The 13097-nt window shown below is 72.9% G+C and carries 12 protein-coding genes and 1 tRNA gene; 6 read left to right on the plus strand and 7 right to left on the minus strand.

Annotation, left to right across the window (positions count from 1 at the left end):
• Positions 1-16: 16 nt before the first annotated feature.
• Positions 17-541 (minus strand): isoprenylcysteine carboxyl methyltransferase family protein, encoded by a 525-nt coding sequence (locus tag ACF3NS_RS12420; protein ID WP_154592880.1) that lies wholly within the window; start codon positions 539-541, stop codon positions 17-19.
• Entirely contained in the window at positions 538-1623 is a 1086-nt protein-coding gene (locus ACF3NS_RS12425; protein WP_311966467.1) for a 3-oxoacyl-[acyl-carrier-protein] synthase III C-terminal domain-containing protein, read from the minus strand. Before ACF3NS_RS12425 ends, ACF3NS_RS12420 begins: the two co-directional genes overlap by 4 nt.
• A gap of 45 nt (positions 1624-1668) precedes the next feature.
• Here ACF3NS_RS12425 and ACF3NS_RS12430 point away from each other — a divergent pair, with 45 nt between their 5' ends.
• The 5 genes from ACF3NS_RS12430 (at position 1669) to ACF3NS_RS12450 (ending at position 9331) form a co-directional block, all read left to right on the plus strand.
• Positions 1669-2577, plus strand: a complete 909-nt coding sequence (locus ACF3NS_RS12430) for a UbiA family prenyltransferase (protein ID WP_392466385.1) — start codon at positions 1669-1671, stop codon at positions 2575-2577.
• A 145-nt stretch (positions 2578-2722) separates the two neighbouring features.
• Entirely contained in the window at positions 2723-2863 is a 141-nt protein-coding gene (locus ACF3NS_RS12435) for a hypothetical protein (RefSeq protein WP_154592882.1), read from the plus strand.
• A 77-nt stretch (positions 2864-2940) separates the two neighbouring features.
• The gene (locus ACF3NS_RS12440; protein ID WP_195849138.1) at positions 2941-5601 is read left to right on the plus strand and encodes a glutamate--cysteine ligase; all 2661 of its coding nucleotides are present in this window, start codon (positions 2941-2943) and stop codon (positions 5599-5601) included.
• Entirely contained in the window at positions 5601-7391 is a 1791-nt protein-coding gene (locus ACF3NS_RS12445) for an N-acetylglutaminylglutamine amidotransferase (protein ID WP_154592883.1), read from the plus strand. The genes ACF3NS_RS12440 and ACF3NS_RS12445 overlap by 1 nt, the downstream gene beginning before the upstream one ends.
• Entirely contained in the window at positions 7391-9331 is a 1941-nt protein-coding gene (locus ACF3NS_RS12450; protein WP_392469131.1) for an alpha/beta hydrolase family protein, read from the plus strand. The genes ACF3NS_RS12445 and ACF3NS_RS12450 overlap by 1 nt, the downstream gene beginning before the upstream one ends.
• Here the strand turns inward: ACF3NS_RS12450 and ACF3NS_RS12455 are convergent.
• From ACF3NS_RS12455 to ACF3NS_RS12475, 5 genes are all read right to left on the minus strand, one after another.
• Positions 9261-9836 (minus strand): fatty acid desaturase family protein, encoded by a 576-nt coding sequence (locus ACF3NS_RS12455; protein ID WP_392466389.1) that lies wholly within the window; start codon positions 9834-9836, stop codon positions 9261-9263. The two genes, ACF3NS_RS12450 and ACF3NS_RS12455, sit on opposite strands and share 71 nt — an antisense overlap.
• Positions 9837-9989: 153 nt before the next feature.
• Complete coding sequence (locus ACF3NS_RS12460) at positions 9990-10289, minus strand: hypothetical protein (protein WP_392466392.1); 300 nt, start codon at positions 10287-10289, stop codon at positions 9990-9992.
• A 205-nt stretch (positions 10290-10494) separates the two neighbouring features.
• Positions 10495-11706 (minus strand): IS256 family transposase, encoded by a 1212-nt coding sequence (locus ACF3NS_RS12465; RefSeq protein WP_392469078.1) that lies wholly within the window; start codon positions 11704-11706, stop codon positions 10495-10497.
• 155 nt (positions 11707-11861) lie between these two features.
• Complete coding sequence (locus ACF3NS_RS12470) at positions 11862-12482, minus strand: hypothetical protein (protein ID WP_392466393.1); 621 nt, start codon at positions 12480-12482, stop codon at positions 11862-11864.
• Between the two features lie 149 nt (positions 12483-12631).
• A tRNA-Pro gene (locus tag ACF3NS_RS12475) sits at positions 12632-12708 on the minus strand.
• A gap of 173 nt (positions 12709-12881) precedes the next feature.
• Between ACF3NS_RS12475 and ACF3NS_RS12480 the strand changes: the two genes are divergently transcribed.
• Entirely contained in the window at positions 12882-13010 is a 129-nt protein-coding gene (locus ACF3NS_RS12480; RefSeq protein WP_019285733.1) for a hypothetical protein, read from the plus strand.
• Positions 13011-13097 lie beyond the last annotated feature (87 nt).

Here is a 13097-nt window from a genome sequence, read left to right on the forward strand (position 1 = left end):
GGGTCCCTCGCCACCGTCAGGCCGTCTCGTGCAGCGTGCGCAGCGCCTGCTCCTCGACCCGGATGCGGCGAGCCAGCAGCGCTGCGTTGGCGATCGTGAACCCCGCTGCGGTCCACCGGGATCCGTGCGCCATCGGCAGGGCGACGCCCTCGACGACGACGGCGACGTAGTTGGGGTGGTCGAGCCAGCGGTAGGGGCCGCCCGTGACCCGGGTGGCGCCGGGCACGACGATCACGCGCGTGTTCCACTGCGGACCGAGGGTGCGGATGCACCACCACCGCAGCGCCTGGGCCGCCCCGACACCGGCGAGGGCGACCCATCCCCCGCGTCCGAACCTCCGCTGGCCCCAGTGCATCTCGGCGAGGCACGCCCCGAGCAGCCCGGTGTGCAGGGCCACCATGGCCGGGTAGTGCTCGCGCCCCACCTCGTGCCCACCCTGGGCGAGGGACCAGGCGGCGTTGCGGCGCGACACCACCAGCTCCGCGAGGCGCTCGGCCGCGACGGCGGCGACCAGTCCGGCATACGCGGTCTGGCTCCTCATCGGGCGTCCTCAGGGGCCCGCAGCAGGACCATCTCGAGGCAGAACCCCGGGCCCATCGCGAGCAGCATCCCCAACGACCCGGGCCGGGGCGGGCGGGTGCGGAGGGTGTCGGCGAGGACGTGGAGCACCGACGCCGAGGACAGGTTGCCGATCGCTGCGAGGGAGTCCCAGGTGACGCCGAGGGCGTCGCGGGGGACCTCGAGCGCGTCCTGCATGGCCTCCAGGACCTTGGGGCCGCCGGGGTGGGCGACCCACCACTCGATGTCGTCCCGCGTGAGGTCGTGCAGCGCGAGGAAGCCGTCGACGTCGTCGCGCACGTGCGAGCGCACGAGCTCGGGCACCTCGACGCCCAGCACGATCCGCAGCCCGGTGGCCCCGACGTCCCAACCCATCGCGCGCTCGGTGTCGTCGTAGAACCGCGACCGGGTGTCCAGCACCTGCGGCCGCGTGGACGGGCCCGCCGGGTCTGCCGGCGGCCGTCGGTCCGCGCCGACCATCACGACCGCGGCGGCGCCGTCGCCGAAGAGCCCGCTGGCCACCATGTTGGCGGGAGTGGTGTCCTCGCGCTGGACCGTCAGGCTGCACATCTCGGCCGCGACCAGCACGGCCACGTGGTCCGGGTGACCGACGAGGTGGTCGTGCACGCGGGCGATGCCGGCCGCCCCGGCGACGCAGCCGAGACCGACGAGCGGGACCCGACGGACGTCGGGACGCATCCGCAGGCGGGCAGCGATCCGGGCGTCGATCGAGGGCACCGCCAGGCCGGTCACGGTCGCGCTGACGAGCAGGTCCACGTCGCGCGGCGCGAGACCGGCGTCGGCCAGGGCCGCCTCGACGGCTTCGCACCCGAGGTCGACGGCGGCCTCGATGAAGACGTCGTTGGCCTCGCCGAAGTCCGCCAGTCGCGCGTAGCGCTCGAGCGGCATGGCCAGGTGACGGGTGCGCACGCCCGCGTTGGCGTGCACCTGCTCGAGCATGCGGCGGCGAGGACCAGACGCGGCGCCGGTGAACTCCGCCACCGCGGCGGTGATCTCGTGCTGCGGATAGGTGTGGGTCGGCAGCACGCCGCGGACGGCGACCACCGAGCTGGGCCGTCCGTGCCTCGGTCCGGGGCCTACCGTGGGCTCATGCCCCGTTCCGTCCTGCGCCTGCTGGCGGCCACGTGCCACCCCGGCCCCACCGTCGTCGTGACCGGGCTCGCCACCGCCCTCGCCGCGGGCTGCGGCCTCCCCCGCCGGCGGGTCCTGCTGGTGGGCGCGACCGTCCTGTCCGGTCAGCTGACGATCGGGTGGGGCAACGACCTCGTCGACGCCGGGCGGGACCGGGTCGCGGGGCGCGTCGACAAGCCGCTCGCGAGCGACCCCGCCGCTGCGCGGGTGGTCCGCAGGGCCCTCGGAGTGGCCACGGGTGCCTGTCTGCTCCTGTCGGGCAGGTGCGGTGGTGCTGCCGGAGTCGTCCATGTGGTCCTCGTCGTCGGGTCGGGCTGGGCATACAACGCTGGTCTCAAGCGCTCGACCGCCTCGATCCTGCCGTATGCCGTGGCCTTCGGGGGGCTTCCGCACGTGCCGCATCTGACCGGAGGTGGTCCCCGCCAGGGCCCGGCGCCGCTGTGGCAGACGGTCGCCGGCGCGCTTCTCGGCTGCTCCGCCCACCTGCTGAACGTCCTGCCCGACCTGGACGACGACGCCGCCACCGGGGTGCGCGGCTACCCACACCGGTGGTCCCCGGCGTCGCTGCGGGCCCAGGCCGTGGCCGGGCTGGCCGGCGCCCAGCTCGCCGTGCTGGCCGGGGCGCGCCCACCCGCCCGATCCGCACGCATCGCGGTGGGGCTCGGTGCGGCGCTTGCGTCCGGCGTCCTCGGCGGTCGTGGCAAGGCGCCGTTCTGGTGCGCGGCCGGGATGGCCGTCTGCGACGTGGCGCTGTGGGCGGTGGCGGGGCGAGGATGCGCCGGAGGCACCCCACCGTCGTGGGCGCCACCACCATCGACAGCTCCAGCAGCTGCGCCATCACCAGCAGGACGAGGAGAGATCGCATGAGGTTCACCCAGAGCGGCGGTCAGTCCGCCCCCGGGCCGCAGGACTGGTTCACCGGCACGGTCTACATCGACGGGATCCGCAACCCGGACAAGCAGTCCGCGGTGGGCTGCGCGCACGTGCGGTTCACGCCGGGCGCCCGCACCGCGTGGCACTCCCACCCCAAGGGCCCAGCGCCCCCGACGGGTCGCTGCGCTGCCTGGTCCTGGAAGTGCGCGACGGACTCGTCCGCACCGTCCAGCTCCACGGCAACCCGGCCAAGCTCGGTGCCCTCGACCGGCCGGCATGAGCCGACCCGCGCCCGCGGGACGCAGGCCGACACGACTTCGCAACGCGCCCGCAACATGAGCGTGGAAGCCTCACGCCATGGACAGCTCACGACCCAGCGGGCAGGCCCAGACCCGGCAGTCCCCCCAGACGACGCAGACGTCGCAGCCGCGGACCCGGCCGATCCGCAGGCTGGGGGTCGAGGAGGAGTTCCACGTCGTCGACCTGACCACGCGCCGGCTCGCCGCCAAGGCCCCCGAGCTGCTCGAGGCGCTGGCCGACCGCACGGAGTACGTCGCCGAGCTCCAGCAGTGCGTCGTCGAGGTCAACTCGGCCGTCGTCACCGACCTGGACGAGCTGCGCGACGAGCTGCTCCGCTGCCGGGAGGGCCTGGTGCAGGCGGCGACGCCGCTGGGGCTCGGGATCGTGGCGGCCGGCTCCCTGCCGCTGTCGGCACCCGACGAGATCGACGTGACCGAGACCCCGCGATACCGGCGCATGCTGGCGGACTACCAGCTCCTCACGCGCGAGCAGCTGATCTGCGGCTCGCAGGTGCACGTCGACGTGGCCGACCTCGACGAGGCCTGCCTGGTCGCCGAGCACGTGGCCCCCGACCTGCCCCCGCTGCTGGCGCTGTCCGCGTCCTCCCCCTACTGGTCGGACGGGGACGACACGGGCTATGCCAGCGTGCGGAGCCTGGTGTGGAGCCGCTGGCCCACGACGGGCCTGTCGAGCGGGGCCCGCTCCGCCGCCGAGTTCGACCGGCTGGTGGCCAACCTCGTCGACACGGGCGTGATCAGCGACCCGGGGATGATCTACTTCGACGTCCGGCCGGCCGCGCGCATCAGCACGATCGAGCTGCGGATCTGCGACAGCTGCCCCTCCACCGACACGATCGTGCTGGTCGCCGGCCTGTTCCGGGCCATGGTGGACCGGGCCGTCGAGACGATCGCTGCGGGCGTCCCCCCGCTCGACCTGGCCCCCGTCGTCGGCCGCGCCGCGTCCTGGCGGGCGGCGCGCTCGGGGCTCGAGGGCGACCTCGTGGACCTGCGCTCGGGCCGCACCGCCCCGGCCCCCGAGATCATCCGCGACCTCGTCGCCTCGCTGGAGCCGTGGCTGCGGGCCAACGGCGACTGGGAGCTCGTCGACGGGCTGACCACGGCCGCCCTGCTGCGCGGCAGCTCCGCCGCCCGCCAGCGCCGGGCGCGCCGCCGCCGGGGCCGGCTCACGGACGTCGTCGACCAGCTCATCGCCGAGACCGCCCGTGGCGTCGCGGCCCCGGTCGACGGCACCGAGGACCTGCTCGAGTCCTACCGGCCCCGCGAGGGGGCGGCCCCCGCGGCCTACGACGAGGCCGTCGACGAGACCGGTGCACCGCGCCCGCCGTATGCCGACGTGGTCGCCGCCTTCCAGCGGCTGGGGACCCGGGGGCTGCGCCAGCGCGACTACGCGATCGTCGACCTGCAGCGCGCCGACGGCGTAACCTTCCGCCTGCGCGACCAGCCGCAGCCCCAGGTCTTCCCCGTCGACCTGATCCCCCGCATCGTGTCCGCGTCCGACTGGGAGCACATCAGCGCCGGCGGCGAGCAACGGGCGCGGGCGCTCGACGCCTTCCTGCGCGACTGCTACGGCGAGGGCGCGATCTTCGCCGACGGCGTGATGCCCCGCGAGCTGCTGGACCGGGCGCCGGGCTACCGCTCCAGCGGGCGCCTCGGCGGGCCGGGCGTCCGCAACCACGTCAGCGGCCTGGACCTGGTCAGCGACGGACCCGGACGCTGGCGGGTGCTCGAGGACAACCTGCGCGTGCCGTCCGGGGTCGGCTACGCCATCGCTGCGCGCGCCCTGATGCGCCGGTTCGTGCCCGAGGTGTTCCCCCGCGGCATACGGCCCGTCCGTCCCGTCCCCGAGCTGCTGCGCGACACGCTGTCCGCCGCCGCGCAGGGGGGCGCCGCCGAGCCCGGCGAGATCGCCATCCTCTCCTCGGGCCCCACCGACTCCGCGTGGCCCGAGCACACCGGGCTGGCCGAGGCGATGGGCGTCGACGTGCTCACCCCGAGCCAGGTGTGGTTCGAGGACGGGCGCCTCATGCGGCGGCGGGCCGGACGACCGGCCCAGGTGCGCGTGGCCTACCTGCGCATGGACGAGGACCTGCTGCTGTCGGCGGGAGGCCGCGACGGCCAGCCTCTGGGCGCCGGGGTCATCGAGGCGCTGCACCGGGGCACCCTGACGCTGGCCAACGCCCTCGGCAACGGGGTGGGCGACGACAAGGCCGTCTACACCTTCGTGCCGCACATGGTCCGCTACTACCTGGGCGAGGAGCCGATCCTGGACCAGGTCCCCTCCTGGCTGTGCGCCGACGCGGACTCCCGCGAGCACGTCCTTGGCCACCTGGGCGAGCTCGTCACCAAGCCGATCGACGGGCACGGCGGGCTCGGGGTGCTCATCGGGCCGGACGCCACGTCCGCCCAGGTCGCCGAGCGGCGGCGCGAGATCCTCGCCAACCCCGAGCGCTACATCGGGCAGGAGCTGGTCGACCTGTCCACGCACCCGACCTTCGACGGCAACGCCCTGCGGCCGCGGCACGTGGACCTGCGGGTGTTCGTGCACCTGCGGCGGCGCAGCGGCACCCGCGAGACGGAGGCGATCTCGATGCCGGCCGCGCTGAGCCGGTCCGGGGCCGAGGGCAGCAGGATCGTCAACTCCTCGGCGGGTGGCGGCAGCAAGGACACGTGGATCATGACGGACGGGGAGGAGCGCTGATGTGCGGCATCTGCGGTGAGGTCAGGTTCGGCGAGCGAGGTGCTCGGCCCGCGGACGTCGCGGCGGTCGAGACGATGACCGAGGCGATGGTCGCGCGCGGTCCCGACAACGGCGGGGTCTGGGCCCAGGGGCGGGTCGCCCTGGGGCACCGGCGCCTGTCGATCATCGACCTGTCGCCCCGCGGCTCCCAGCCGATGGTCGACGCCGAGCTCGGCCTGTCGATGGTGTTCAACGGCTGCATCTACAACTACCAGGAGCTGCGCGCCGAGCTCGAGGGTCACGGCTACCGCTTCTTCTCGCACGCCGACAGCGAGGTGATCATCAAGGCCTACCACCGCTGGGGGCCGGACTGCGTCGAGCACCTGACCGGCATGTTCGCCTTCGCGATCACCGACGTCGACACCGGCGTGCTCACCCTGGCCCGGGACCGGCTCGGGATCAAGCCGCTCTACCTCTCGCGCCGCGGCGACCGGCTGCGCTTCGCCTCGTCGCTGCGCGCGATCGTCGACGCCGGCGACGTGGACGTGTCGCTGGACCGGGTCGCGCTGCACCACTACCTGTCCTTCCACTCCGTCGTGCCCGCGCCCCGCACGATGTTCGCCGGCATCCAGAAGCTCCCGCCCGCCACCGTCCGGACCTACCAGCCCGACGGCCGCTACACGGACCGCGTCTACTGGGAGCCGTCGTTCACCCGCTGCGAGGACCGCGCCGACTGGGACGCCCGCGACTGGGGCGACGCGCTGCTGGACTCCCTGCGCACCGCCGTCGAGCGACGCATGGTCGCCGACGTGCCCGTGGGGGTGCTGCTGTCCGGTGGCTTCGACTCCAGCCTGGTCGTCGCGCTGCTCGCCGAGCGGGGGCAGCAGGACCTGCAGACCTTCAGCATCGGCTTCGACTCGGCCGGGGGCGAGTCCGGCGACGAGTACTCCTACTCCGACCTGATCGCCGCCCGCTACGGCACCGACCACCACAAGATCCACGTCGACACCAGCCGCCTGCTGCCGGCCGTCCCCGGCACCCTCGCGGCGATGAGCGAGCCGATGGTCAGCCACGACTGCATCGCGTTCTACCTGCTTTCCCAAGAGGTCTCGCGGCACGTCAAGGTCGTGCAGTCGGGCCAGGGCGCGGATGAGGTGCTCGGGGGCTACGACTGGTACCCCCCGCTCCTGGACGTCCCCCGCGACCGGACGACCGAGGCCTACCGCCGGGTCTTCTTCGACCGCAGCCACGACGCCGTGGGCGCCCTGCTGCACCCGGACTACCGCCTCGACCACGACCCGAGCTGGGCCTTCGCCGCCGCCCACCAGGCCGCCCCCGGCGCGGACACCTCCGTCGACGCCGCCCTGCGCCTGGACACGCAGGTCATGCTGGTCGATGACCCGGTCAAGCGGGTGGACACGATGACGATGGCCTGGGGCCTCGAGGGCCGGGTGCCCTTCCTCGACCACGACTTCGTCGAGCTGGCCGGCTCCTGCCCGCCCGAGCTCAAGCTCGCCGGGGGCGGCAAGGGGGTCCTCAAGGACGCCGCCCGGTCGATCCTGCCGGTCGAGGTCATCGACCGCACCAAGGGCTACTTCCCCGTCCCCGGCATCCGCCACCTCGAGGGCGAGGTGCTCGAGCTGGTCCGCGACACCCTCGGCTCGTCGGCGGCGCTCGACCGCCACGTCTTCGACACCGACGTGCTCGACCGGCTGCTCGCCGATCCCAACACGACCCGCACGACCCTCGGCTCCAACGAGCTGTGGCAGCTCGCGACCCTGGAGCTGTGGCTCCAGACCTTCCGACCGTGATGGAGCTCTCCGGCCGCCCCACCCACGGGGCGTCCGTCGCCCCCGACGGCCGTGCCCTGGCGCACGTCGTCGACGTCGATGGCTATCCCCGAGCGGTGCAGCGCTTCCTCGAGGGGGCGCGCGCCGGCACCTGGCGGCCCGTCCGGCTGCCGGTCGACGGACCGGTCACCCGGGTGCGGCACTCTCCCGACGGTCTGTGGCTGGCCTGCCAGGTCGCGCCGTATGGCGGGTACCGCTCCCAGGTGTGGGTCGTCACGACCGACCCCGGCGACCCGCAGGCGTGGCGCGCCGACGACGATCGCGACGGGTCGGCGGAGCTCGTCGGCTGGGACGGCGCGCGGATCCAGGTCACCGCCGAGCTGGAGGACGGCTCCGGCGAGTCTCGGCTGGTCGACCCGCAGACGCTCGGTGTCGAGGTCGTCGACCGGCGTCCCGAGGGCCGGTTCGTCGACTCGTGGGGCGGCGCGTCGTTGGTGCGGGTGGGCGGTCGCGGCAACCGGTCGCTGCGCCTGCTGTGGGGCGGCGAGGACACCGCGCTGCTGCGCCCGGACCCCGGCTCGGTCACGGACGCCGCCGCGATCCTCGACGACCACCGTCCCCGGCGCCTGCCGTCACGATCGGGCTGGTCGGAGCGGCTGCCCCCGCATACCTCGTGCCCGTCGGAGAGCCGCGAGGGCTACCTGCGCGTCGTGGTCCGCACCGACGTCGGGGGCGACCGGCAGCGGCTGGCGCTGCTCACGGTGACCGGCCGCGGCGTCTCGGAGCGGGTCCTGATGGCTCGTCCGGACGCCGACGTCGAGGAGTTCTGCGTCAGCGAGGACGGCACCCGCGCCGCGGTCCTGTGGAACGTCGACGGCGGCCGCAGCGAGCTCGCCCTCGTCGAGCTGGTCGACGGCACCGTCCAAGAGGCCATCCCCCTGCCCGGCTGGGTCGCCACCGAGCCGAGCCTCAGCGCCGACGGCTCGATCCTGGCCCTGACGGTCGAGAGCCCCGACCGGGACCGGTGCGTCGAGATCCTCGACCTGCGCACCCGCAGCTGGGTCTCGCAGGCGTGGGTCGACGTCGAGGGCGCCACCCGCGACCCGCAGGCCGTCCTGCCGGAGCTGCTTCGCACCACGACGCGTGACGGCACGGAGGTGTCGTCCTGGTGGCACCCGGCGCAGGACCGCCCGGTCGACGGGGGCGGGCCGGTCGTCATACACCTGCACGGCGGGCCCGAGGGCCAGGAGCGGCCCGGCTGGTCGCACCTGTATCCCGTGCTCCTGCGGGCCGGCATCTCGGTCTGCGCCCCCAACGTCCGCGGGTCGGGAGGCTTCGGGCGGGCCTACTCCCACGCCGACGACGTCGGTCTGCGCTGGCGGGGCGTCGACGACGTCGAGGACGTCGTGGCGGACCTCGTCGCGCGCGGCCTCGCCGACCCGGACCGGGTGGCGTGCGTGGGCTGGTCGTATGGCGGCTACCTGACCCTCTCGTGCCTGGCGGCTCGACCCGGGCTCTTCGCAGCCGGGGCGAGCATCGCGGGGATGAGCGACCTCGGCACGTTCTACGCCACCACCGAGCCGTGGATCGCGCGGGCCGCCCTGCCGAAGTACGGCCACCCCGTCCACGACGCCGAGCTGCTGCGGACCATCTCGCCGCTGCGGCTGGCCGACCGGATCGACGCGCCCGTGCTGCTGGTGCACGGCGCCCACGACACCAACGTCCCGCCGAGCGAGTCGCAGCAGCTCGCCCAGGCGGTGCAGGCGGTGGGCGGGACCGCGCGCTGCGAGATCGTGCCCGACGAGGGCCACGAGATCGTCCAGCCCGCCCGGCGTCGCGCGGCGGCCGAGCTGGTCCGGGACTGGACGCTGGCGGCCTTCGCCGCGGCGGTCAGCCCTGCCGGTGCGCCGTCACGAACGGGCAGGCGAACGGGTCCCGGTCACCCAGCCCCACCCGGTTGAGGTGCCGCACGACGATGCCATAGGACTCGAGCAGCCCGGCCTCGGTGTAGGGGACGGCGTGCTCGGCGCAGTGGGCGCGGACGAACGGCGCCCGGCGCACGTTGCCGCTCGGCATGCTCGGGAACAGGTGGTGCTCGACCTGCAGGTTGAGGCCGCCCATGAGCCAGTCCACGGCCGGCCGCCGCGGATATTGCGCGAGGTCAGGACCTGGCAGGAGAGGAAGTCGATCCTCGTGCCCCGCGGGACCGGCGGCATCCCCTTGTGGTTGGGGGCGAAGGTCGCGCCCATGTAGACGCCGAAGACGGCGAGCTGCACGGCGAGGAAGGCTGCACCCAGGCCCGGCCCGAGCAGGGTGAGGACCAGGCCCGGGAGCACGGCCAGCCGGATCGTCAGGAGCACGGCCTAGGTCCCGCGGTGGCTGATCTCGCGGTCCTGGACGACGGTGCGGACCGCGTCGGCGTGCAGGCTGAGGCCCTCGAGGGTGAGCAGGGGAAAGAACAGCCACCCCTGGCGAGCGGTGAGCCAGCCGCTCAGGCCCGTGCGCCGGCGGCGTCGTCGGGGGTGAAGAGCAGGACGCCGGGCCGGATGTCCTCGTCCGCCCCGACCCTGTTGGGGTTGGCGTGGTGGCGGGAGTGCTTGCGCATCCACCACCCGTGGCTCAGCCCCACGACCAAGGTGGCGACCAGGCGCGCGGTCCCTCGTTGGCGGCGCCCGTGACGAAGATCTGCCGAGGCCAGTGGCGAGGCGGGGGCAGTGGCGAGGCGGGGGCAGCAGCTGCTGCGGCGCCGGCCGCGGCAGCGGTCTGGTTCTTGGCCCGGCGCCGGGCCAAGAACCCTGACCGGGTGCCGGCCCACGCGCCGCGCCCGCCCAGCCCGGGGTTGCCCCGGCCAACCCCGGCACGCTCCAGGCGGTACTCCACCTCGGTGTTGACGATGTACGCGTGTCCGTAGACGCTCATGACGGTGCCCTTCTCGGGTGGTGTCGCCGGTCCTTCTGGCACCTCCACACTGGGCTCCTGAGGTAGGCCCCCACATCGGACGGATACCCCATCCCCACCTCCGACCGCCCCTCAGATCCGACTACCGAGGCGCTACAGCAGGACCTGCAACGCTGTCCGGACGGCCGGGACTGTCCGGCTAACGGTGTAAGTGGCGTTTGCATGGTCAGCGGTCCTCCGCCGCGGGCATGCGGTCGGCGAAGGTGATGGCGAACGCGTTCAGTGCTGGCTTCCACCTGGTGACCCATCTTCTCTGTCCGGTGCCCTTGGGGTCCAGTGATCGGGTGACCAGGTAGAGCGTCTTCATCGCGGACTGCTCGTTCGGGAAGTGCCCACGGGCTCGGACCGCGCGCCGGTAGCGGGCGTTGAGCGACTCGATCGCGTTGGTCGAGCACAGGACCTTGCGGATCTCCTCGTCGTAGTCCAGGAACGGGATGAACTCCTCCCACGCGTTGTCCCACAACTTCTTGATCGCCGGGTAGGGCGTGCCCCACTTCTCGGCGAACTCCTCGTACCGTGCCCGGGCCGCCTCGGGGCTGGGGGCGGTGTAGATCGGCTTCATGTCGCGGGCGATCTGGTCCCAGTACTTCCTGCTGGCGTACCGGAAGGTGTTGCGGATCAGGTGGATGATGCAGGTCTGCACGATGGCCTGGGGGAAGGCCGCGTTCACGCTGTCCGGCAGACCCTTGAGGCCGTCGCAGACGATGAAGAAGACGTCCTTGACGCCGCGGTTGCGCAGCTCGGTCAGCACCGCGAGCCAGTACTTGGCCGACTCCCCGTCACCGTCACCGGCCCACATGCCCAGGATGTCCTTGTGCCCGTCCAGGTCGACCCCGATCGCGGCGTAGAACGGGCGGTTGCGGACCTGACCGTCGCGGACCTTGACCATGATCGCGTCGATGAAGATCGCGGCGTAGACCTTCTCCAGGGGTCTGGCCCACCAGGACTGCATCTCCTCGATCACCCGGTCGGTGATCCGCGAGATCACGTCCTTGGACACCGACGCGCCGTACACCTCGGCCAGGTGCGCGGAGATCTCACCGGTGGTCAGACCCTTGGCGTACAGGGACAGGACTAGGTCGTCCAGGTCGGACAGGCGCCGCTGCCGCTTCTTGACCAGCTGGGGTTCGAACGTGCCGTCCCGGTCCCGGGGCACGGTGATCTGCACCGGTCCGCAGTTGTCGGTCAGGACCGTCTTGGTCCGGGTGCCGTTGCGGGAGTTGCCCCGGTTACGGCCCTCGACGGCGTGCTTGTCATAGCCCAGGTGCTCGGACAGCTCCTCATCCAGCGCGGTCTCGATGACCGTCTTCGTCAACGCCTTCAGCAGCCCGTCCGGGCCGGTCAGCGCCACGCCGGCGTCCTTGGCCTGGAGCACCATCTGTTTGATCACGGCCAGCTCGGCCGGCGTCAGCTCCCGCTCCGGACCCGCGTCCGGGATCGGCCCGAACGCCTCCCCGGGCGGTGGACCGCCCGGATCGCCCGGGTCCTGGCTCTTCTTCGGTGAAGGTGGACTCACAGCCACCAGTGTCTCGGTCATGACGACCCTCCTGCCCCAACCGGGGCGCTAGGGCCACTTACACCGTTAACGCGATAGACCCGGACGGCCGGTCGGGCCTTGGGGAGGTTCTCGGCCATCGACAGCAACGTCGCTGGGCTGCTGCCCTGACGCGCCAGCCATCGTCTGAGGGCTGCGTGAGCGAGGTCGGCACCCCAGTCGTGGCGCAACCGGAAGACGTCGAGGATCGTGCGCTCCGGCGAGAACAGCCCGATGCGCCCGCCCCCGGGCAGCGACTGCTGGGTCCGGCCGACCTCGAAGGTGGCCGGGTGGAAACGGTGCCAGCGCACCGTCGAGATCGTGATCCTGGGGGGCTGGCTGCCCCGCGGCAGGGCGATGTCGCTCCTCGTGGGGATCTCGTCCGTCAGGTCGTGGATGGACAGGGCTGACAGCAGGCAGATGGTGGCCTGCGGCTTCTTCGCGGTCGCGGCGATCAGAGCGGCGGTCGTGCCATCCGTCAGCCCTGTCCTGATGAAGGCGCCTGGCGCAACGCGTTCAACCTCCGCCTGCGCCACGAGCTGCTCCAGGCCATGCCGGCTGAGCCCGTGGCGGGACAGGTCGCCATACGCCAAGAAGTCCGGGAGCTGCCGCTCTGCCATGATCACCCACCTCAGCAGAAAGCAGGCCACATCATCCCAGTGTGTACGCGATTCTGCCGCCTGGCTGGGTGCGTGGTCAGTCCTCGACGTGCGCAGAGACACCGTTCCAATGACAAAGGTCCCGGGAACTTAGCGTTCCCGGGACCTTGTGGTCGGGCTGACAGGATTTGAACCTGCGACCCCTTGACCCCCAGTCAAGTGCGCTACCAAGCTGCGCTACAGCCCGTTGCCCACCGCGGTGAGCGACACGTCACCTTAGCGCACGAGCGGCCACGATTCCCAATCGATCCCGCCCACCGCTGCCGCCCCGCAGGAGCGCCCACCCCAACCCTCACGCAACGGGAATGTCTGTCCTCTCCCGGTCGTTGAACGATCCAGGAACCACCGAGAGGAACCCCCATGTCCCCACGCCGCACGAAGGCCTACCTCGACGCCCGCCACCTGCTGCGCAAGCACCAGGAGACCCACGGGGAGCTGCGCGGCGTGATCGCGCGCCGCACCGAGAGCGAGCCCACCGGCCACGAGTGACGCGGGCTAGGCCCACAGACCGGCGCGGATCCACCTCCTACCCCCTTGGAGGTGGATCCGCGCCTTTGTCGTGCGGGGACCGCGGTT

The sequence above is a fragment of the Arsenicicoccus cauae genome, from assembly GCF_043162025.1.
Lineage (GTDB): Bacteria > Actinomycetota > Actinomycetes > Actinomycetales > Dermatophilaceae > Arsenicicoccus > Arsenicicoccus cauae.

Coding starts and splice junctions, on each gene's coding strand:
- ACF3NS_RS12440 (WP_195849138.1), top strand. CDS start 2,941: ATGGACAGCTCACGACCCAGCGGGCAGGCCCAGACCCGGCAGTCCCCC.
- ACF3NS_RS12445 (WP_154592883.1), top strand. CDS start 5,601: ATGTGCGGCATCTGCGGTGAGGTCAGGTTCGGCGAGCGAGGTGCTCGG.
- ACF3NS_RS12460 (WP_392466392.1), bottom strand. CDS start 10,289: ATGAGCGTCTACGGACACGCGTACATCGTCAACACCGAGGTGGAGTAC.
- ACF3NS_RS12430 (WP_392466385.1), top strand. CDS start 1,669: ATGCCCCGTTCCGTCCTGCGCCTGCTGGCGGCCACGTGCCACCCCGGC.
- ACF3NS_RS12480 (WP_019285733.1), top strand. CDS start 12,882: ATGTCCCCACGCCGCACGAAGGCCTACCTCGACGCCCGCCACCTGCTG.
- ACF3NS_RS12420 (WP_154592880.1), bottom strand. CDS start 541: ATGAGGAGCCAGACCGCGTATGCCGGACTGGTCGCCGCCGTCGCGGCC.
- ACF3NS_RS12470 (WP_392466393.1), bottom strand. CDS start 12,482: ATGGCAGAGCGGCAGCTCCCGGACTTCTTGGCGTATGGCGACCTGTCC.
- ACF3NS_RS12450 (WP_392469131.1), top strand. CDS start 7,391: ATGGAGCTCTCCGGCCGCCCCACCCACGGGGCGTCCGTCGCCCCCGAC.
- ACF3NS_RS12465 (WP_392469078.1), bottom strand. CDS start 11,706: ATGGTGCTCCAGGCCAAGGACGCCGGCGTGGCGCTGACCGGCCCGGAC.